The organism is Pseudarthrobacter phenanthrenivorans Sphe3 (assembly GCF_000189535.1).
In the GTDB taxonomy this organism is placed as follows: domain Bacteria; phylum Actinomycetota; class Actinomycetes; order Actinomycetales; family Micrococcaceae; genus Arthrobacter; species Arthrobacter phenanthrenivorans.
Genome location: NC_015146.1, coordinates 17374 through 36288, shown reverse-complemented (window position 1 = coordinate 36288; position 18915 = coordinate 17374). Strand labels below are relative to the sequence as shown.

Sequence of the window (18915 nt, the reverse complement as noted above, 5' to 3'; positions counted from 1 at the left end):
GTTTCTTTTCGGTCAGGCAGCAGCGGGAAGCTGTTGGTTTCTGGTTGTGAAGTTGGCCATAGCCGTCGCCGGCCGCAGGCCTTCGTTGTTGGTGTGAGGCCGCCAGCGGTTGTAGAACACTTCGATGTAGCGCATAGTGGCCAGTCTGGCGTCCTGGCGGGTGGTGAAGCTGTGGTGATGGTAAAACTCGTTTTTCAGCGATGAGAACAGCGATTCCGCCACGGCATTATCCCAGCACACCCCGGTGGCGCCCATGGATTGGCGGATGTTATTCCCGGCGCACCAGGCGCCCATTTCGCGTGACGTGTACTGCGTTCCATGATCACTGTGGAAAATCGCGTTGGGACTCAAATGGCCGCGGTCTCTGGCCATCGTCAGGGCCCCGGTGACCAGCGAAGCGCGCATGTGTTCAGCCATAGCCCAGCCGACGACCATGCGGGTGCACAGGTCGATGACGGTGGCCAGGTAGAGCCATCCCTCGTCAGTGCGCAGGTAGGTGATGTCTCCGACCAGGCGCGTTCCGGGTGCTTCTGCTGTGAAGTCCCGGCCGATGAGGTCCGCGAAGACCTTGTCCGGATCTGAGGGGATGGTGGTGCGCTTGAAGGCGCGCATCCGCTTGGCGACCCACCCGTTCTCGGCCATAATCCCGGCCACGGTACCCACTGAAACCTCGATGCCGGCGGCGGCCAATTTGGTGTGGACCATGCGGTGGCCGAAGATCCCGTCGGAGGAATCGAAGACGGTCTTCACCTGATCGGTCAGCTCCCGGCGACGGAGCGCGGTCGGGGTTTCTGCGGCGTCCAGCCACCGGTAATACGTGGCCCGTGGGAGACCAAGCTGACGGCACATCCAGGCCACCGGGGGTTACGTCCCGAGCGTCTGGATCTGGGCGGGATGGTGCTGATGGCCATTGCGACCACCTGCCTGGTGCTGTTTGCCACCTGGGGCGGGAGCAAGTACGAGTGGAACGATCCCATCATCCTGGCTCTGATTGCCGGCACCGTCTTGGCCGCCGTGGCTTTCGTCCTCGTGGAGCGGCGCACGGCTGAGCCGATCATTCCCCTGCACCTGTTCAAGGACCGCAACTTCAACCTCACCACCATAGCCGGCCTGCTGATCGGCGTGGCGATGTTCGGCGCCATCGGCTACCTTCCGACCTATCTTCAGATGGCCTTCAGCGTCAACGCCACCGGGTCGGGGCTGCTGATGATCCCGATGATGGGAGCCCTCCTGGTGGCTTCGGTGGTCTCCGGGCAGCTGGTCAGCAGGACAGGCCGGTACAAATGGATGCCGATCGCCAGCGGTGTCCTCGTGGCTGTGGCCTTGGTGCTGCTCTCCACCCTTAAACCGGAGCAGCCGCTGTGGGAGATCTGCGCCTACCTGGCCGTCATGGGCCTGGGCCTGGGCCTGAACATGCAGATCCTGGTCTTGATCGTCCAGAACTCCTTCCCGCTGCGCGAGGTCGGCACGGCCACCGCATCAAACAACTTCTTCCGCCAGATCGGCGCCACCTTGGGATCGGCTGTCGTGGGAAGTCTCTTCGCGAACCGCCTGCACGATCTGCTCATTGAACGGCTCCCGGCCGCGGCCGCGGAGGGCGGGGCGCCCGGCGGGTCCAACTCGTTGACGCCGGCAGTGGTGAACGCCCTGCCGGCACCGGTCAAGGAGGCGATCATCTCCTCCTACAACGACGCCCTGACACCCATCTTCGTCTGGATGGTTCCCCTGGCGCTGATCGCGACCGTGCTGCTGTGCTTTGTCAAGGAAAAGCCGCTGGCCACCGCCATCGAACACGATGTGCTCTCAGAATCGATTTCCGAGGGCAACATCCTGATCACCGCCGACGACGCCGAAGACGACGCCCCTGCCCAGGCCAGCTCCGCCCGGTAAATCCCGCTGCCGGACCCTGCCCGCAGGTTTACACTCCATGCAAACCTGCGGTTAGGCTTTTTTCCATGAGTGGTTCTCCGGACACGGTCCGCTCCGTCCAGCCCGGCTGGGAAGCGAACAAAGCCGCGACCCGCAACGCAATTGTGGAGACGGCGATGAATCTGGTCCGGGTGAAGGGCCCGGGCCGGTTTACCGTGGACGACATCGCCGCCGGCGCCGGGGTGTCACGGCGGACTTTTTTCAATTACTTCCCCAGCCGTGAGGCAGCCCTGGTGGTCAGCATCGAGGACTTCCTGGACCATGCGGCTGACCAGTTCCTGGCCCGCCCCGCGGAAGAGCCGCTGGTCGAATCCATGTACGAGGTGCTGATCGCCCTGGCGGATCCGATCCACCTGGCCGCGATGGCCGAGGTGTACGGTCTGGCCGGGACTGACGCGCAGATGAACCGGTTCCAGCTCCAAGGATGGCAGAACTGCGCCGACAGGTTGGTCACCGCTATCAGTCAACGCCCGGGAGCGGACCACGATCCCCTGTATGCCAGCGCCCTGGTCGGTTCCGTGCTCTCCTCCGGGAAAGCCGCCCTGGCCCAGTGGTACCGCCGCACCGGCGGTGACGTTACGGAGCAGTCCCTGACGCTCCTGCGCCAGCTCCTGGTCGACGTGATCGGATACCTGCGCCACGGCTTCACCCGATAATCCACATCTTTTATCAGAACGGCTGAAATTTATGGCATCCCTGCTTTACAACTTGGGTCGGCTAGCCTACAAGCGCCGCTGGTGGGTCCTTGCTCTCTGGACCGCCGTGGTGCTAGGCACCGGCGGCGCTGCGGTCGCGTTCCACGGCACCATGAGCAACAAGTTCAGCATTCCCGGCACCGAAAGCCAACGCGTCCTGGACCAGCTCAAAGAGGAACTGCCCGAAGCAGCCGGCGGCAGCGGCGCCGTGGTCTTCCATGCCCCCTCCGGCAGTTTCACACCTGACCAGGAACAGGCCATCGGAGACGCCCTGGCCCGGCTGAGGGACATTCCGGAAATCCAGTCAGCGGCCAACCCCTTCGAACTGCAGAACCAGATCGACGCCGGGGCAGCACAGCTGGCCGAGGGCAAGACCCAACTGGAGGCGGCCAAAACGCAGATCACTGAAGGCCGCCAGCAGCTGGATGCACAGCAGGCCCAGCTGGACGCCGCTGCAGCCGCAGGGGCCCCCGGCATGGACCAGGCCCTCGCCCAGCTGCAGACAGCCCGTGAAGAGCTGGACGCCGGCGCGAAGGAAATCGCCGCCAACGAGGAAACTCTGGCACTGGGCCAGCGCAAGTTGGACGCCGCCGCCGGGATGCGGACCGTCTCCGTGGACGGAAGGTCGGCCGTCACGCAGATACAGTTCGCCGGATCGATCTATGAAGTCAAGCCCGAAGTCCGCGAAGAGGTGAAGGCGATCATCACGGAGGCCTCCGGCTCCGGGGTGGAGGTGTATCTGAGCCAGAGCATCACCCAGGATGTCTCCGAAGTCCTCGGCACCGCGGAAATCATCGGTGTCGGCGTCGCGGCCCTGGTCCTGATCGTCATGCTCGGAACCCTGATCGCTGCCGGTCTGCCGCTGCTGATGGCCATCATCGGCGTGGCCGTCGGTGTCGGCGGGACCTTTGCACTCTCCGGTGTGATCGAAATGGCATCCGTGTCAGTATTCCTGGCCCTGATGCTCGGACTCGCTGTCGGCATCGACTACTCACTCTTTATCGTCAACAGGCACCGGACCCAACTGCTGCACGGCATGGCCATGGAGGAATCCGTGGCCCGGGCCACCGGCACGTCAGGAAATTCGGTGCTGTTCGCCGGGTTGACCGTCGTCATCGCCCTGGCCGCCCTGGCCGTACCCGGCCTTCCATTCCTGACCATCATGGGCCTGGCAGGTGCCGGCACCGTCGCCCTGGCAGTGCTCGTCGCCCTGACCCTGACCCCCGCAATGCTCGGATTCATCGGAACCCGCATGGTATCCAAAGGCGCCTGGGACAAGGCACGCACCGCCAACGCCGCCGCCGCCGAGAAAGCGGCCCGGGCCGGGACATCGGCCGAAGCCCTGGAAGAAGCCGCCGACCAGGAACACAGCCGCCACGGCTGGGGCGCGTTCGTAACCCGCCACCCCATCATCGTTCTGAGCGTTACGGTCCTGGCCCTGGCCATCACCGCACTTCCGGCAGCCCAGCTCCGGGTAGCCCTGCCAGACGGAGGCACCGAGCCGGTGAACTCCGACGCCTACAAGGCCTACACCACCCTCGGTGAGTCCTTTGGTGAAGGCGTCAACGGCCCCATCATCGCCGTCGGCAAACTCCCGGCAGGGCTCAGCGACGCCGAATCAGAAAAACTGCAGTACGACGTCGCTGACCAGAGCTCCGGGACGTAAAAAACGTCACCGCAGCCCTGCCCGCCCTCGTCAGCCAGGACGGCCGGACCGCGCGCGATCTTCCAGGTCATCCCGACCGAGGGACCAGCCAGCGCCAGTCGGCGTTGGTATGGGTAACGTAGGACACGAAGGTCCTCCTAGCGTCGAGATGAGTGTGGTAACCCGAATCGATACCGGAGGCCCTCGCCTTTTACATCACGCCACGCTGTTCACAACGTCCGTGGGAATTACACCTAGGTCCGGAACCTGACGATGACGTCGGCGTTACCGCCAGGTTACGGACATTCGGGATGGTGTGTTTCTAGAACGGGTACTGCTGGTCCGAACGACCGACGGTGATCCACTTCAGTTCGGTGAACTCGTTGATCACCGCGCGGCCGTCAAACCGTCCGTAGCCGCTGTCCTTGACTCCACCGTAGGGTGCCTGTGCCTCGTTCTGGACCGTGGGTCCGTTGATGTGGCAGGCACCCGATTCGATCCGCATGGCGGCGTCGAGGGTGCGGTTGATGTCCTGGCCGAAAACAGCGGCCGAGAGGCCGTACGCCGTGTCGTTGGCGATGCCGATGGCGTCGTCGTAGCCCTTGGCGCGAACCACCGTGGTGATCGGACCGAAGGTCTCCTCGTCGTAGATCTGCATTTCCGGCGTGACGTGGTCAATGATTGTGGCGGGCATGACCGCGCCGTCCGCGATGCCGCCGGCAACTACCCTAGCTCCCTTGGAGAGTGCGTCCTCCATCATGCCGTTGAGGCGCGGACCGTTCTTGGCGTTCAGCATCGGGCCCACGATGCAGGAACCGTCAGTGACAGGGTCTCCCGTTCCCAGCTCGGCCGCCCGTGCCGCGAACTTCTGCACGAATTCGTCGGCGACTGAATCATCGACAACGATCCGCTCCGTGGACATGCAGATCTGGCCCTGGTAGAGGAATGAACCGAACACAGCGGCGCGCACGGCGTCGTCGATGTTGGCGTCATCCAGAACGACTAAGGGCGACTTTCCGCCGAGTTCGAGCAAAACCGGCTTGAGTTCCCGTGCAGCCTTTTCGGCGATGATGCGACCCACACGGCTTGATCCCGTGAAGTTGATGCGGCGAACGGACTTGTGCGAGATCAGGGTGTCTATGATCTGCGGGGAGTCCTCCGCAGCGTTGGTGATGACATTGAGCACGCCGTCGGGCAGTCCGGCGTCCCGCAGCGCCTCGGCAATGAGCAGGTGGGTTTTCGGGCTCGATTCGGAAGCCCGGAACACTACAGTGTTACCGCATACCAGCGGGTAGGCGATGGCCCGGGCGCCCAGAGCCACAGGTCCGTTCCAGGGAGCGATGCTCAGAATCACGCCGACCGGCTGGCGAACAGTCATGGAGAGGGTTCCCGGCTTGTCCGTCGGGATGGTCTCGCCCTGAATCTGGGTGGCCAGACCTGCAGCCTCCCGGAAGAGGTTCGCGGCCGCGACGACGTTGAAGGCGGCCCAGAGTTCGGACGCACCAACTTCCTGGGCCATGGCGGAGATGAAATCCGGCATCTTGGCTTCCAGGGAGTCCGCCGCCTTCAGCATGATCGCACGCCGCTCGGACGGACCCGTCTTGGACCAGGTCAGAAAGGCTGCCTGAGCCGAATCGACCGCTTCGATGGCGTCTTCCTGTGCGGCGGCAGCGGCCGTTGTGACAACGTCCCCGCTGATCGGATGAATGCGATCAAAGGTTTTTTCGTCGAGTGCCTTGCGGTCCTTGTTGTCAATAACGAGTGATGTTTCCACGAGCTTTTTCTCCTACTGTTCTGGTGCTGATGACAATTAAACGATAGTGACTGAATACCGGGAGCCGTTGTGGCTCCGGGGCTTACAAGCGGGGCCGGTTCCAACGCGTCGTCCCGACGGCGCGGAACCAGCAGTACTGCCGCCAGACCCACCGCCGCAGCAATGCCCCAGACGGCGAAGTTGACGAAGTTGCCCAGTCCCGCTGACACCACGCCACCTCCGCCAAAGATTGCCAGGACGGCCCGGATTTGCGCTCCCACCGAACCAAATCCAACGACGGCGACCAGCAGGTACATCACAGGAAGCGACGCAATCCCCGTGCCCATGAGGAACCAGTGCCACGCCTGAGGATTCAAAGGACACCGCGGTCAGGGGACGCGGGCCGAACCTGTCGGCCAGTCTGGAGGCCACCAGCGCTCCGACGATCGCGCCAATGTTCACAGCCAGCAGGTCAGTACGCTGAACCCGATGCAAACCAGGATCATCGAGGGTAGGAGACGCCCGGTCAGAAAGCCGCGGAAATGCCCTTTGGCCTTTCCTGTAGGGACCGTTGCCCCGTCAGCTGACTCCTGAACAGGGCGGTGCAAGGGCTCCAGCCCGTACGTCCGGACAATCGCCTCCGCCTCTGCAGTGTGCCCCCTGGAGGCCAGGTACGCCGGAGACTCCGGCGTAAGACGAACAGGAGTGGTCGATATTGGCTGGAAACCAGTCAGGTTAGGAGGCTGGAAGAAAATAAATCATAGGAGTCAGCCTCCATGGGCTGCCTGCGGGGGGTTGGGCTGCCTGCGGGGGTTTCTGAAACCGGGGACGGCGTCGTCGGGGCTTTGGCCCGAGACCTGGTTCATGGCTTGGCTTCTGGCTTGGCGACGTCGGCTTTCAGTTCCTCTACGAGCTGGCGCCACCGACGGCCGGTCTCCCGCGCACCTTCCAAGTATTCGACCGGGGTGGTCTGGAAGGGTGAGCGGGGCGATCCGGCCTTGATGTATCCGGCCTCATCGAACCGAAGCTTCTCCAGGGCGATGTTGTACTTGGAAAATTCCGGGAAATTTGCCCGCGCTAGGAAAGTCTCATACGTCCATTCGATCCGTTTGGTCAGGTGCCGCGCTGTCTCGATGTTGTTGGCGACCAGGGCCTCGCGGAGGGCAATAACCGGTTCCGGTCCGCAGAGGGCGCTGCTGCTCCAGCACCCGACGGCCTCCTCCGGATACATGGTCTTGGCCAGGAACCAGTCCGTCTCCAAGGTGAGCAGGCGCATCTTCCCTTCGACAGCCGCAACGTCGAGGCCATACTTGGGTGTCAGGGCTATGTATTTGGCCCCGACCACCTGAGGAAGCTTTGCCAGTTCAGCATAGACCGCCGTCGGAATGGGTCCCTTAAACGCCTCTGTGTTGTCATAAAGCATCAAGGCCATGTCGGGAAAGGCATCGACAATTTCCTTGTAGTAGGAAACCATCGTTTCGGCGCTGAGCCCGCCCCACATCGGGCGGCCCAGGAAAGTTCCCCGGACGCCAAGGTCCTGGAGGAAGCGGATCCGATCAATGGTGTCGCGCGTGTTGAGGGTAGTAGCACCGATGAAAAGCGGCAGATCCGGCGCTACCTCCGCCGCCGTTTCCGCAACCTGCCGCGCAAATGACTGCCACTCCGGCAAAGTCAAAGTTGCCATTTCGCCAAGGGTTCCGTTTGTCATGATTCCATCAACGCCGTCGGACACGAGCTGGCGAATCATCCAGTCGGTTTCCGCCAGATCAACCGTGTCGCGGGACGCGACATCACCCGCTCCCACAACAGATGGGGTGGGAGTTACTGCGATTACGCCTTGTAAGTCCTCCACTCCGAACTTCTGCATGTTGGCACCTCCTAAAATTGTCACGGCCCTGCCGCACGCAAGGAATCAAAGACTTTGACTGATGCCGACCAGTCAATGGGATTATTCGTCGGCGCCGACTTCTTGCAGCCGACGCCAACCAATGAAACTTCGCCTAGTTTTGGAGGCCCGCCATGCGGGTCATTCCACGAACTCCCAGGCCGCCGTCGCTGTTGATGATGGTGCCCGTCACTGCCGCACTGCGCTCACGGGAGGCCAGGTACGCAAATGCCCACGCGTGATCGGAGGGCTGTGCGACAATCCCAAGTGGGTTGTTCCCCCCAATGAGACCCTCGATGTCCGGTACATCCTTGAGTCGCAGACCCTCGTTGGCCAGCGCCGGGACACCCCGAAGATCCGTGACCGTCCCGCCGGGCGCCACGCCGTTGACCCGAACGTTCGGCGAGAGCTCGTACGCCAGTTCCGTGATGAGCCCGCGGACAGCGAATTTCGAGGCCATATACAGCGGCCCGCCCCCGCCGGCGTAGAACCCGGCGTTCGATACGGTCATCACGACGTCGCCGCGATTCGCGATGAGCTGGTCCAGGGCTGCCTTGACCGTCATGATGTTGCTCTTGACATTAACCGCAAACAGCTGGTCAAAGGCATCACTGATCTTCTCCTTGGGCAGCTGGGGAATCTCCGTGAAGTAGTCGAAAACACCCACTACACAGACCAGAGTGGTGAGCGGACCAAAGGCCGAGACAGTTTCGGCAACCGCCTTGTCGTTGTCATCCATGGACGTCGCATCGCCCTCGATAACGACAACAGAATCTGACGAGAAGTTCTTGCGCAGATCTGCAGTTTTATCGCGTGAAATCTCCAGGATGCCGACCTTGGCACCCTCCTGCACAAAGAGTTCAACTACCCCTCGGCCGATGCCTGAGCCGCCGCCCGTGACGAGCGCGACCTTTCCATCCAAAAATCCCATAATTTATTCCTTTCTCATCAACGTCGATAGGGGTTTTGCACGCATCTCGGAACCCGGCCCGTACGGCGTCTCCAGCAACCTTGAAAAGGTGGCAGAAGGCTGCCAGGTCAGGCATTCAAGCTGCAGCGGATCCAGCTGGGTCTCGAAGCCCAACTTGGGTGATGTGACGACAAGTCGTTCACCGTTGCCGGTCCGGATGTATGCCAGTTGGACCACGGTGAATTCGTTGGCAATCTGAATGACCGGATCTTCGCCGGCCTTGTAAATGATGCCCATGGTTACTCCTTCGTCACATGATCAATGCGAAGTTATGGGTCATGATGGTGGTCTGATCCAGAACGACCACACGCTGGACCATGTGGAAGCCGTCGTCCACCCGGCGAAGAACGTCGTGACGCTCGCCCGAGAGGATGTCATACGTGGGCACGTCCCCCCGCGTCCGGTACAGGAGCAGATTCGACGTGACCTTGAACTCGTCGTCCTTGTCGCCTCCGACCACCCGCACGTTCGTGACGAAGTGGCGGGATCGTGAGGGCGGATCTTCAGCCCAGGCATATTCGGTCTCCAGCCTGAGTACCCGCATCTCCATGGCGTCCCAGTCGTCGTCCATCAGGGTCATGCCTTCGATGATGTCCGTTTCGGCCTCCCGCTCCCGGGTGACCCGAAGGGGCACAACGTAGTGCAGGTCCTGCGCCATGAGGTCAAGCCATTCGCGGTACTTACCTGCATCCAGCAATGCGGCTTCCGCAAAGAGCCATTCGGTAATTTCCCGGACGGCCGTGTCTACTACCTGTGTTTGGGGTGTCTGTGCTTCGATTGTCATGTTTAGGCCTCCACAGTCTCTTTGGTGCCAGCCAGTGCCTCGACCTTGCCCTTCCCCTGAGCCCCGTTTGGGCTGCGGTGGGCTTCCGAAGGCTTGTCCGAAACTGGCCTGTCCTCAAGCATGAGTTCCATCCAGTATTCGAGGAAGTTTCGCTGGTTGGCTTCCGCGTAGTCCATCGGATAGGCCACACCGGGGCCGGGCCAGTCCGGATCCGGTGTGAGTGCGCCACGGCCCATCTGGTAGTTCAGGTCACCCTTGCGGGCAAATTGACCAGCCAGGACGCGGGTGATGCTCCGCCAGTTTTCTGCGTCGTCCTGTTCGAAGGCGCCCGAAATTCCGAAGGTGTGAAGATACGTCTTGTAGCCTTCTTCCTTGAACCAGTCGGGTGCGTCCTTTTCGACCAGGAAGAAGGAGTAGACCTCCATTTTTCCAGGGCCGAGGGGGTGCCACAGACGCAGCGTGAGGAATGCTATTGGAGCGGAAACGTGGTCTTTCGATATCATGAAGTTTCCGATGGACAGGTTGGGGAAAACGTTTCCGTGGATGAAGTTGTTCGGCCGGAATATCTCGACCTGTTCCGGCTTGAGCCGCGCTTTCATCTCGTCGATGATGTTGTCCGGCATTCCCATGAACTCGGGTAGGGGGATTCCCGGCGGCGGGCCGATAATTCCGATGCCATGACCGTGCTCGGTGTGCACATGTTCGCCGTACAGCGCGAACATGGGGTCCGGTGGAGCCATCCCGAGTTCCACCATAGAGCGGTGAGTCATCATGGTGTGGTATGCGTCGCCGACGAAGTTGTCGGATCCGAGCTTCCAGTTGGCATCAACGATCCAGCGTTGCGGGGCCCCGACCACTTCCATGCCGGCGTCGCTGCGGTCCATCACGATGTCCAGGTAGAACTTGAAGTCACCTAGGTAGTCGGAAAGCGATTCGGCGTGGGGGTCAAGGCAACCGAAAATCATGCCTTTGTAGGTGTCGAGTTGGGGGATGGAGCGCAGGTTCCAGTCCGCTTTTTCGAGTTTGTTATCGTACCCTTCTTTGCCGGCGGGGACACCTACGAGCTTTCCTCCGTTGTTGTACGTCCAGCCGTGGTAGGGGCAGCGGAAGTGGGAGGCGTTACCCATTTCCGCGCGGCAAATTTGCATGCCACGGTGCCGACAGCTGTTAAGGTGGGCACGCACGTTTCCGTCTTCGCCCCTAGTGACGATGAACTGATCCTCCGCGATGTAGCGGACTACGTAGTCACCGGGCTTGGCGATCTCACTCTCATGGGCCAGGTAAACCCATGAGCGGCCAAACACACGCTCTCGTTCGACGTCATGTACCTCGGGGTCATTGAGGAACGCTGTCGGGACGGTCCATTTGGCCTGCACATCGTGCAGCCCTTTTTCCAGGTTATGTCGTAGCTTATCGCTCAACTGTGACTGGTGTTCTTCAGTAACAGACATCGTTGTCTCCAATTTGGCATTGTGTGCATCAAAAATGTGTGCACCTGTTATCGCTAACTGAATTGCCGGTTAGCTGCCTTGGTCGGGACGTCCAATCTTCTGCCCGCCCCTCGCAGACTAACTTCCTAGCATGTTAGTATGCTGTCGTGGATAGGTCAACAGGCCTGGCACCAGTCACTCAAAGGAGAGGGCACATGGCAACACCTGTTTTGTCACCGGAATGGATGCAGAGTTACGCCGATCTTTGGAACAAGACCGAGCTCACGCGTGAAGGTATGAAAAAACTCAGCATGGTCATTGAGTACCGCCTGGCGGAGGACGAGAGTCGGGCCGGTCAAGTCGAGGTCCGCGAAGGCGAAGTCGTTCGGGCGGGGGCGCCGGCGGCCGGCATCAAGCCTGATTATCTGCTGACGGCGAAGGTCGACACTTGGCAGCGGTTGGGGCGAAGTGAATTGTCGGTATCGAACGCAATGGTCACGCGGAAAGTTAAGTTCCGCGGTCCGACGGCCGTCGCCTTGGCCCACCTTCCGTCCCTGGAAGAAGCCATGTGCATGTTCGGCCAGATCGAAGACACGGACTGGGCCGTCTGACCGGCGGTAACCGCGGCCGGGCGCCACTTGGTGTGTCCGGCCGCGGCGCCGGGCTTCCTGGATGATCCACCCCCGACCGGTTTCCCAGTGAATTAACCAGTGATTTAAGTAGGACGATGGACCACGAACAGACGCCGACGAGGGATGGGACGGACCCTGACCGATACCGCTGGCAGGACCAGCACGGCGAATCCGTACTGAAAGCTCCTCTCCATGTGAACGGAACGACGTTTGACGGCCGGCTGCTTGGTTTCAGATTCTACGAGGACTCAGCTGTTTTGATGGACTTCAGCGGCCAGGAAGCAGTGCTGGCGAGACCAGGGGCTGACCATCCTGATGGGGCCTTCGGCCTTCTTGTAACAGCACCCGGGGCCGGTGGGGATCTCGCGTCCGCAGTGGCGCAACTACCCGATCAGCCCGCCCTGATTGTCATCGAGGGCGGCACTGAGCTCACCCGCGTCCTGTTATCACAGGAAGCTCGGCTGAGCAAGGGCCTGACCAGTGTCATAGTCGACGACGGCAGCACTGAGTACGCCGTGAATCTGATACGTTCCGGACAGGCGGACGCCGTCGCAAGAACCCAGGCGTGGGAGCAAGACGTCCCGCATCCAACCGAAAGTGAGAGATGAGCACGTGAAGTTGCTCACGATTCGCACTCCGAACGGTACACGGGCAGTCCGCCAGGTTGACGATGTACTCATAAAAGTGGATGGGTTTAACGACGTCGGCATGCTGCTGCGCAACCCTGACTGGCGCTCCATAGCTGACGCTGCCGACGGGGATCGTCACAGCCTTTCGGAAGCCGACCTCGCGCCAGTTATTCCTGTTCCCGGCTGTCAACGGTCATTAGGAATTGCCCCTAGGCGGCCAGCAGATCTGGTTGGGCCCCCATTAGCAGTCCAGCGTCTATGCGATAGCTAATTGGTTTTCTTGCGTCCAGGTTTCCCAGTAGCGGTTCGGCGTCATGCCGTCCAGGGATCCGTGGGGCCGTTCATGATTGTAGATAGCTTTCCATTCCTCGGCCAAGTACTTCGCTTCGGCCATGGTGTCCATGATTTCTCCGGAGAGTTGTTCCCTTCTGAATTGGGCGTTGAAGGATTCGATGAAGCCGTTCTGCCACGGTGATCCCGGGTCGATGAACGCCGTGTCCACACCGGCGGTGTTGCACCACTCGATCAGTGCCGCGGCGGTGAATTCCGGGCCGTTGTCACACCTGACGTAGGTCGGTGTGGTCCCGGTTTCGACGATGATGTTCTCCAGCACCGCAACCACGTCCGACGCTTTGAACGACCGCCGCGGGATGACCACCAGCGCGGTGCGGGTGAATCGCACCGGGTTTGATGGAGACATCGATTACCCGGAAGGATGATTCCCATGCCAGCACAACGGAAGTACCCAAACGAGCTGTTTGAGCGCGCAACGCGGATGGCCATGGATGCAAGGAAAGACCCTGCGACCAGGACCGGCGCGTTCCGCCGGATAGGGAGCTGAGGTGTACTACTGATGTGAGACACAGTTTGAAAGGATTGTGCTCATGTCTGCTCGACTTACCTATTCCGATGAGTTCAAGGCTGATGCCGTTGAGCTCGTGGTTTCATCTGGGCGTTCACCCGCCTCTGTCGCTCCGGAGCTCGGCATTTCCGTTACCGCGTTGAAACGCTGGGTGCGACTGTCCCGTGAAGGGCAAACGGAGGGCGGCGGCAAACCGGATGATCCGGTGGATCCTGCGAAATACAAGGCTTTGGAGGCACGGCTGCGCGAGCTGGAGAGGGAGAACGATTTCCTGAAAAAAGTTTCGGCGTTCTTCGCCAAAGAACAACGGTAGAGGACTTGTACCGAGTTGTTCAGGAGAAGAACGCCGACTTCCCGGTGGCCTGGATGTGCCGTCAGCTTGGTCTCCCACGGGCCACGTATTACCGGTGGCTGGACGCCGCAGAAACCCCGACCGCGCTCCGTCGCCGGGAGCTGACCGATCAGGTGAAGACCGTCTTCGATTCCTCCGACGGGATCTTCGGCCACCGTATGGTCCACACCAAATTGGCCGCCGCCGGCATCGAGGTTTCAGTGGGTACCGTGGCCGGGATTATGGCCGAGAACGGGTGGGTCGCCAAGCGGATGCGCGCCTTCAAGCGCACCACCATCCCCTCAGATCCGGACAAGGTCTTCGCGGACCTTATCGGCCGGGACTTCACAGCAGAAGCACCCGGAACGCGCCTGGTCGGAGACATCACCTACCTGCGCACTGACGAGGGATGGCTCTACCTGGCCACCGTCATCGACCTGTGCACCCGCATGGTCGTCGGCTGGGCTATGGCTGAACACATGCGCGCTTCGCTGGTCACCGGGGCCCTGACGATGGCCAGAGACCGCGGCCATTTGAGTCCCAACGCGATTTTCCACAGTGATCATGGAACGCAGTACACGTCACGCGAAATGGGCGCCTGGTGCGCCGGGAATAACATCCGCCAATCCATGGGCGCCACCGGGGTGTGCTGGGATAATGCCGTGGCGGAATCGCTGTTCTCATCGCTGAAAAACGAGTTTTACCATCACCACAGCTTCACCACCCGCCAGGACGCCAGACTGGCCACTATGCGCTACATCGAAGTGTTCTACAACCGCTGGCGGCCTCACACCAACAACGAAGGCCTGCGGCCGGCGACGGCTATGGCCAACTTCACAACCAGAAACCAACAGCTTCCCGCTGCTGCCTGACCGAAAAGAAACTACGCGACTGTCTCACATCCTTGACACACCTCAGTGTTGCAACGACCAGATGAACCTGCCCAGTACCGTGCGATCCGCTACACCCAGCGACTGGACGAAGCAGACGCTGTGGCCTCCGTTGGGTCCAAGGGCGATAGCTATGACAATGCCCTCGCCGAGGCGTTCAACTCACTGTTCAAGGCCGAACTTGTCCGCAACAAGGGCCCATGGCGGGACATCAACCATCTCGAGGTCGCCGTGGCTGAGTACGTAGATTGGTTCAACCACCGGCGTCTCCACGGCGAGATCGGCCATGTCCCGCCAGTCGAATACGAGCAGCTCCACGCAGTCCACCCGGCCCCGGAACTGCTCTCAATTTCCAACTAAAAACGCCTCCACAAAACCCGGGGCTTGACACACCTGAGCCCTCGGCGACAGTTCTCAGGCGCGCCACGGCGGCCAGGACATCCTGTCTTTGGGCACGGGTGTGGGACTGCTGGGAACGCTTCCCGAGCGCCCCGGTGCTCGACGCCGATTCTTCCGTTGAAGGAGATTTTTTCCTTAAGGTAGAGACTATTTTTCGATGTTGATTCCATGGTGTTGCGACTCCCGATTATTCGGGGGCGTTGCAACGATCACTAGAACTCGCCCGGGCAGGTTGGGTTGCTGGCCACCGGGGTGTTTAGGTCAGTGGCATGACTCCCTTTCCGTCCAGTACCTGGGTGAGGCGACGGAGTCGCCGGTGGTTTGGCAGACGTGGGCTTGGTGCAGCAGCCGGTCCACCGTCGCGGTGGCCATCCGGCGGTACCCCGCTGTGCCGACGCTTAATAGCTTCGTCTACAGCTCGGTCAGCTTCTCGGCAACAAAACCACCGATGGAAACGAGATGCTGAGTCGCAAGTTCCCGGGCACTGGAGCCGTCCCCGTTGGCGATGGCATCGAGGATTGCATGATGTTCGTGGTCTGCGGACAAAAACCACTGCTTCGGCCCTAATTTGCTGGTGATGGCCATCAGGAAGTCACTGCGGTCCCAGTAGGTCCTGGCGATGTTCAGGGTGTCGCCCGGCTGGGCAAGGAAATGTATAGCCCGGTGAACGCGGCGATTGAGGCTCAGGTACTCCTCCATGGGAAGATCAGGGTCCTCTTCAACCATGCGAGAAGAAAGTTCGACCGCGTTGCGCAGGATTACCAGCCCCGAAGCCGTTCGGCGCTCGGCTGCCATTTCTGCAGCGATGCCTTCGAGTGCCCCGAAAATGCGGTAGTAGTCCACTGTCCCGGCCGGCGAGGGGCGCACAACCCGGACGCCGACCTGTGGCACAACTTCCACGAAGCCATCGAGTTGGAGTTTCCTGAGGGCATCCATCACTGGCTGCCGGCTCGTTCCGAATGTGGTGGCGATTTTGAGGGCAACTAGCTCCTCGCCCAGCGAGTACTCCCCCATGATGAGCGAGCGCTTAATCGCGTCATATACGAAGTCCCTCTTTCGCGACCGGGACTGGCTCTCGGCGCTAAGGAGATCGTCGCCGTTCCACCGATCCTTCATGGCATCCATGAAGGAAATTCTAACATTTCAGAAGGGCCATTTCTTGCCCCCAAGAGCCAGAGGCCACCCCGTGAATCATGACGGGGATTGACCAGCCCGATGGCCCGCCTTTCGCCGCCCATGCCGACCGGCACGAGCTCGCCGGCGCGTTCCGCCAAGCCAATGAGGCTGCTCCATTCCCAGACAAAAGGAACTGCCTTAGGTGCAATGCCGTTTACTTAGTCTTATTTGTGTTAATCTTTCGGCGTGGCGGGACTGTGGAATTAACGGTGGATCCGGCTCGACACGCCAGGCGGTCTGCTTGGCAGGAATGAGCTGGATATGCCGGTGACACTGGACGCCGTGAAGACTGCGGACACCACTGCGAAACCAAAGGAAATTACGGAGGCTGAGGCCGCCCGTGAGCTGGTGAGGATGGCCCGGGAACAGGGACTGTCTCTGACTGGTCCTGACGGGCTGCTCAAGCAGCTGACCAAGACGGTCATAGAGACCGCGTTGGATGAGGAGCTCACAGAGCACCTCGGCTATGAGAAACACGACGCAGCCGGGAAAGAGACCGGCAACGTCCGCAACGGGACCCGGTCCAAGACTGTGCTGACGGGGACCACCGGGCCGGTGGGCATCGACGTTCCGCGCGACCGGGCGGGCACGTTCGAGCCGGTCATTGTCCGGAAGCGCCAGCGCCGCTTGAATGGGGTGGACGAGATGGTCCTCTCGCTCTACGCCAAAGGCCTGACAACAGGGGAAATCAGCGCACATTTCGTCGAGATCTAGGGGCTTCCGTTTCCAAGGAAACCATCTCGCGGATCACGGACAGGGTCATCGAGGAGATGAATGAGTGGCAGAACCGGCCGCTTGATGCCAGGTCTACGCGGCGATCTTCATCGACGCCATTGCGGTCAAGATTCGGGATGGTCAGGTGGCCAACCGGCCGATCTACGCCGCCATTGGCGTCATCCTGGACGGAGAGAAGGACATCCTGGGCCTGTGGGCCGGGGCCGGCGGCGAAGGTGCGAAGTTCTGGATGAGCGTTCTCACCGACATCAAGAACCGTGGTGTGAAAGACAGCTTCTTCCTGGTCTGCGACGGACTCAAGGGCCTGCCGGAAGTAGTGGGCAATGTCTGGCCGCTGACGACGGTGCAGACGTGCATCATCCACCTGATCCGCAACACCTTCCGGCTGGCCTCGAAAAAGGACTGGGACGCGCTCAAACGGGACGTCAAACCGATCTACACCGCCGTAAAGGCGGCAGCGGCCATGGCAGCATTCGAGGAGCTCACGGAGCGTTGGGGCAAGAAGTATGGCGCGATCGTGCGGCTATGGGAGAACGCGTGGGAAGAGTTCATCCCGTTCCTGGATTATGGAGCCTGTCGCAGAATGGCGTGTCCCAGCCCGGGCGGTGACGAGGGGCCTATCGGTCGGGGTAAGCGGCGGCGGGCTTGGCCGGGCACCGTCGGGGCCTCAGGCCGTTGCCGTGTGAATCTTCCGAATGTTGTAGGCGGCGGCCGCGAGGTTCAGCTCGCTTCGGGCTGCGTCGAGGCCTCTGCGGGAGAATCTGCTCAGGATCGTCTTGAGGGTGCCGATGCTGGGTTCGACGGTTGCGCCCCGGCGCTTGTATGCGGCTGATCCTTCAGGGGTTCGGAGGCGATGGGCCATCGCTTCCCGGACGTTCGCCCCGGCCGGCGGCGGGCCCGATGCCGATGATCGCACACTGCCTCGGCGTGCTGTTCGCGGCCCTTGCCCAGGGCGATGATCCTGTCGGGGCCCGGTGCCTCCAGGTTCTTGTTGCTGCAGTAGCCGGCATCGGCCAGCACGACCCCAATACGGTGCTCGGGCGAGCCAGTTCTCGCATGCAGGCCCGATGCGGCGTCGGTGGCCGCGGTCATCATGGGAACGAACGAGGGCATGTCGTTGGGCTGCTGGTTCACATCGACGGCGGCGATGAGATGGTCACCCGTGACGGCGACCTGCGCGTTGTACCCCTGGACGAACCCCAGCCGTGTGGGCATCATCCGCGACTGCGGGTCTGTCGTGTTCGCGACGGCTATGGCCAACTTCACAACCAGAAACCAACAGCTTCCCGCTGCTGCCTGACCGAAAAGAAACTACGCGACTGTCTCACATCCTTGACACACCTCACTCGCCCGCTGCACTGCACCGCTGGATGAAGATCGCCGACAGAGAAGATGGGGTGAAGTCCGGGGCCGTGTCCGATGACGCCGCGAAGTTGCGGGAGGCCAACAAACGCATCCGGCTCCTGGAACAGGAAGCCGAAGTCATGCGCCGTGCCGTGGCCTACCTGTCCCGGGACATCAATCCAAAAAAATGATGTACCCGCTGGTCCGCGAACTGGCTGCCAGGGACGCCCCGATCAGGGTCCCCGTGGCAGTGTCCTGCCGGGTACTGAATTTCTCCAGACAGGCCTACTACCAGTGGGCCGCCAACCCCGTCCCCACCCGGGACTGGGAGGAAGCCCACCTGATCAACGCCGCCCACGACCACCACCGCGACGATCCTGCCTTCGGCTACCGGTTCATCGCCGATGAGATCAACGCCGGACCCCATCCCGTGGCCAGCGAATGCCGGATCTGGCGGCTGTGCTCCCAGAACGGCATCCTCTCGGTGATCCACCGCCGGCGCCGGTCAGGGCTCAAGGCCGGCCCTCCGGTCCACGATGACCTCATCGAACGGGACTTCAGTGCCACGGCACCGAACCGGAAATGGCTCACGGACATCACCGAGCACCACACCGCGGAGGGCAAGCTGTACCTGTGCGCGATCAAGGACCTGCATTCGAACCGGATCGTCGGGTACTCGATGGACGGGAGGATGAAAGCGTCCCTGGCCGTCGCCGCCCTGGACCACGCTGTGGCCCTGAGGAAACCGGCCGGCACGGTAGTCCACTCGGACAGTGAGACTGTCGGAACCGGTATTCCCTGAGGATCCTTGACTCGCAGGGTGATG

Annotated in this window: 18 protein-coding genes and 5 pseudogenes; 10 read left to right on the top strand and 13 right to left on the bottom strand. The window is 61.4% G+C overall.

What is annotated here, in order from left to right; genetic code table 11:
* Positions 1 to 12 precede the first annotated feature (12 nt).
* Positions 13 to 849 (bottom strand): IS3 family transposase, encoded by an 837-nt coding sequence (locus ASPHE3_RS19870; RefSeq protein ID WP_041653571.1) that lies wholly within the window; start codon positions 847 to 849, stop codon positions 13 to 15.
* Between the two features lie 54 nt (positions 850 to 903).
* Between ASPHE3_RS19870 and ASPHE3_RS19865 the strand changes: the two genes are divergently transcribed.
* The 3 genes from ASPHE3_RS19865 (at position 904) to ASPHE3_RS19855 (ending at position 4290) form a co-directional block, all read left to right on the top strand.
* Positions 904 to 1890: an MFS transporter gene (locus ASPHE3_RS19865; protein ID WP_259460428.1), complete on the top strand. Its 987-nt coding sequence runs from the start codon at positions 904 to 906 to the stop codon at positions 1888 to 1890.
* 65 nt (positions 1891 to 1955) lie between these two features.
* Positions 1956 to 2585, top strand: coding sequence for a TetR/AcrR family transcriptional regulator (locus ASPHE3_RS19860; RefSeq protein ID WP_013602978.1), 630 nt, complete (start codon positions 1956 to 1958; stop codon positions 2583 to 2585).
* Between the two features lie 31 nt (positions 2586 to 2616).
* Positions 2617 to 4290, top strand: a complete 1674-nt coding sequence (locus tag ASPHE3_RS19855) for an MMPL family transporter (RefSeq protein WP_013602977.1) — start codon at positions 2617 to 2619, stop codon at positions 4288 to 4290.
* Between the two features lie 301 nt (positions 4291 to 4591).
* On the opposite strand, the gene ASPHE3_RS19850 is transcribed toward ASPHE3_RS19855, so the two are convergent.
* From ASPHE3_RS19850 to ASPHE3_RS19825, 6 genes are all read right to left on the bottom strand, one after another.
* The gene (locus ASPHE3_RS19850; protein ID WP_013602976.1) at positions 4592 to 6043 is read right to left on the bottom strand and encodes an aldehyde dehydrogenase; all 1452 of its coding nucleotides are present in this window, start codon (positions 6041 to 6043) and stop codon (positions 4592 to 4594) included.
* Between the two features lie 841 nt (positions 6044 to 6884).
* Positions 6885 to 7889, bottom strand: coding sequence for a dihydrodipicolinate synthase family protein (locus ASPHE3_RS19845; protein ID WP_013602975.1), 1005 nt, complete (start codon positions 7887 to 7889; stop codon positions 6885 to 6887).
* 133 nt (positions 7890 to 8022) lie between these two features.
* Positions 8023 to 8838 carry a 3-(cis-5,6-dihydroxycyclohexa-1,3-dien-1-yl)propanoate dehydrogenase gene (gene hcaB / locus ASPHE3_RS19840; RefSeq protein WP_013602974.1) on the bottom strand — a complete coding sequence of 272 codons (816 nt, stop codon included), beginning with the start codon at positions 8836 to 8838 and terminating at the stop codon, positions 8023 to 8025.
* 3 nt (positions 8839 to 8841) lie between these two features.
* A complete protein-coding gene (locus ASPHE3_RS19835; protein WP_013602973.1) occupies positions 8842 to 9114 on the bottom strand; it encodes a hypothetical protein in 273 nt (90 codons plus the stop codon).
* 13 nt (positions 9115 to 9127) lie between these two features.
* Positions 9128 to 9661 (bottom strand): aromatic-ring-hydroxylating dioxygenase subunit beta, encoded by a 534-nt coding sequence (locus ASPHE3_RS19830; protein WP_013602972.1) that lies wholly within the window; start codon positions 9659 to 9661, stop codon positions 9128 to 9130.
* A 2-nt stretch (positions 9662 to 9663) separates the two neighbouring features.
* A complete protein-coding gene (locus ASPHE3_RS19825) occupies positions 9664 to 11112 on the bottom strand; it encodes a Rieske 2Fe-2S domain-containing protein (protein ID WP_013602971.1) in 1449 nt (482 codons plus the stop codon).
* A gap of 194 nt (positions 11113 to 11306) precedes the next feature.
* Here ASPHE3_RS19825 and ASPHE3_RS19820 point away from each other — a divergent pair, with 194 nt between their 5' ends.
* Positions 11307 to 11702: an SCP2 sterol-binding domain-containing protein gene (locus tag ASPHE3_RS19820; RefSeq protein WP_013602970.1), complete on the top strand. Its 396-nt coding sequence runs from the start codon at positions 11307 to 11309 to the stop codon at positions 11700 to 11702.
* A 116-nt stretch (positions 11703 to 11818) separates the two neighbouring features.
* A complete protein-coding gene (locus tag ASPHE3_RS19815) occupies positions 11819 to 12331 on the top strand; it encodes a hypothetical protein (RefSeq protein ID WP_013602969.1) in 513 nt (170 codons plus the stop codon).
* Between the two features lie 277 nt (positions 12332 to 12608).
* On the opposite strand, the pseudogene ASPHE3_RS19810 reads toward ASPHE3_RS19815, so the two are convergent.
* Positions 12609 to 13025, bottom strand: a pseudogene (locus ASPHE3_RS19810) (integrase core domain-containing protein); the annotation flags it as partial.
* 211 nt (positions 13026 to 13236) lie between these two features.
* Here ASPHE3_RS19810 and ASPHE3_RS19805 point away from each other — a divergent pair.
* The 3 genes from ASPHE3_RS19805 to ASPHE3_RS19795 are packed head-to-tail and all read left to right on the top strand — an operon-like array spanning position 13237 to position 14795.
* Positions 13237 to 13527 carry a transposase gene (locus tag ASPHE3_RS19805; RefSeq protein ID WP_013599941.1) on the top strand — a complete coding sequence of 97 codons (291 nt, stop codon included), beginning with the start codon at positions 13237 to 13239 and terminating at the stop codon, positions 13525 to 13527.
* Between the two features lie 5 nt (positions 13528 to 13532).
* Positions 13533 to 14417: an IS3 family transposase gene (locus tag ASPHE3_RS19800; protein WP_013602966.1), complete on the top strand. Its 885-nt coding sequence runs from the start codon at positions 13533 to 13535 to the stop codon at positions 14415 to 14417.
* A gap of 45 nt (positions 14418 to 14462) precedes the next feature.
* Positions 14463 to 14795: an integrase core domain-containing protein gene (locus ASPHE3_RS19795; RefSeq protein ID WP_013602965.1), complete on the top strand. Its 333-nt coding sequence runs from the start codon at positions 14463 to 14465 to the stop codon at positions 14793 to 14795.
* A 295-nt stretch (positions 14796 to 15090) separates the two neighbouring features.
* On the opposite strand, the pseudogene ASPHE3_RS22760 reads toward ASPHE3_RS19795, so the two are convergent.
* From ASPHE3_RS22760 to ASPHE3_RS22755, 3 genes and pseudogenes are all read right to left on the bottom strand, one after another.
* A pseudogene (locus tag ASPHE3_RS22760) lies at positions 15091 to 15212 on the bottom strand (ATP-binding protein); the annotation flags it as partial.
* A gap of 33 nt (positions 15213 to 15245) precedes the next feature.
* Positions 15246 to 15959, bottom strand: coding sequence for a GntR family transcriptional regulator (locus tag ASPHE3_RS21315; protein ID WP_013602964.1), 714 nt, complete (start codon positions 15957 to 15959; stop codon positions 15246 to 15248).
* A gap of 74 nt (positions 15960 to 16033) precedes the next feature.
* Positions 16034 to 16150: pseudogene (locus ASPHE3_RS22755) on the bottom strand (cupin domain-containing protein); the annotation flags it as partial.
* A gap of 121 nt (positions 16151 to 16271) precedes the next feature.
* On the opposite strand from ASPHE3_RS22755, the pseudogene ASPHE3_RS21670 reads away from it, so the two are divergent.
* A pseudogene (locus tag ASPHE3_RS21670) lies at positions 16272 to 17337 on the top strand (IS256 family transposase); the annotation flags it as partial.
* A 75-nt stretch (positions 17338 to 17412) separates the two neighbouring features.
* Here ASPHE3_RS21670 and ASPHE3_RS22750 read toward each other — a convergent pair.
* The gene (locus ASPHE3_RS22750; protein ID WP_254363160.1) at positions 17413 to 17607 is read right to left on the bottom strand and encodes a transposase; all 195 of its coding nucleotides are present in this window, start codon (positions 17605 to 17607) and stop codon (positions 17413 to 17415) included.
* On the bottom strand, positions 17511 to 18011 hold the full coding sequence (locus ASPHE3_RS21665) for a hypothetical protein (RefSeq protein WP_254363168.1): 501 nt from the start codon (positions 18009 to 18011) through the stop codon (positions 17511 to 17513). Before ASPHE3_RS21665 ends, ASPHE3_RS22750 begins: the two co-directional genes overlap by 97 nt.
* Before the next feature lie 80 nt (positions 18012 to 18091).
* Between ASPHE3_RS21665 and ASPHE3_RS19770 the strand changes: the two are divergent.
* Positions 18092 to 18861, top strand: a pseudogene (locus tag ASPHE3_RS19770) (IS3 family transposase); the annotation flags it as partial.
* Positions 18862 to 18915: the final 54 nt, after the last annotated feature.

Excerpts from the sequence above, each read along its gene's own strand:
- ASPHE3_RS19860 (WP_013602978.1), top strand. The coding sequence starts at position 1,956 with ATGAGTGGTTCTCCGGACACGGTCCGCTCCGTCCAGCCCGGCTGGGAA.
- ASPHE3_RS19835 (WP_013602973.1), bottom strand. The coding sequence starts at position 9,114 with ATGGGCATCATTTACAAGGCCGGCGAAGATCCGGTCATTCAGATTGCC.
- ASPHE3_RS19845 (WP_013602975.1), bottom strand. The coding sequence starts at position 7,889 with ATGCAGAAGTTCGGAGTGGAGGACTTACAAGGCGTAATCGCAGTAACT.
- ASPHE3_RS19805 (WP_013599941.1), top strand. The coding sequence starts at position 13,237 with ATGTCTGCTCGACTTACCTATTCCGATGAGTTCAAGGCTGATGCCGTT.
- ASPHE3_RS19820 (WP_013602970.1), top strand. The coding sequence starts at position 11,307 with ATGGCAACACCTGTTTTGTCACCGGAATGGATGCAGAGTTACGCCGAT.
- ASPHE3_RS19870 (WP_041653571.1), bottom strand. The coding sequence starts at position 849 with ATGTGCCGTCAGCTTGGTCTCCCACGGGCCACGTATTACCGGTGGCTG.
- ASPHE3_RS19825 (WP_013602971.1), bottom strand. The coding sequence starts at position 11,112 with ATGTCTGTTACTGAAGAACACCAGTCACAGTTGAGCGATAAGCTACGA.
- hcaB (WP_013602974.1), bottom strand. The coding sequence starts at position 8,838 with ATGGGATTTTTGGATGGAAAGGTCGCGCTCGTCACGGGCGGCGGCTCA.
- ASPHE3_RS21315 (WP_013602964.1), bottom strand. The coding sequence starts at position 15,959 with ATGGATGCCATGAAGGATCGGTGGAACGGCGACGATCTCCTTAGCGCC.
- ASPHE3_RS19865 (WP_259460428.1), top strand. The coding sequence starts at position 904 with ATGGCCATTGCGACCACCTGCCTGGTGCTGTTTGCCACCTGGGGCGGG.
- ASPHE3_RS19855 (WP_013602977.1), top strand. The coding sequence starts at position 2,617 with ATGGCATCCCTGCTTTACAACTTGGGTCGGCTAGCCTACAAGCGCCGC.
- ASPHE3_RS19830 (WP_013602972.1), bottom strand. The coding sequence starts at position 9,661 with ATGACAATCGAAGCACAGACACCCCAAACACAGGTAGTAGACACGGCC.
- ASPHE3_RS19815 (WP_013602969.1), top strand. The coding sequence starts at position 11,819 with ATGGACCACGAACAGACGCCGACGAGGGATGGGACGGACCCTGACCGA.
- ASPHE3_RS22750 (WP_254363160.1), bottom strand. The coding sequence starts at position 17,607 with ATGGCCCATCGCCTCCGAACCCCTGAAGGATCAGCCGCATACAAGCGC.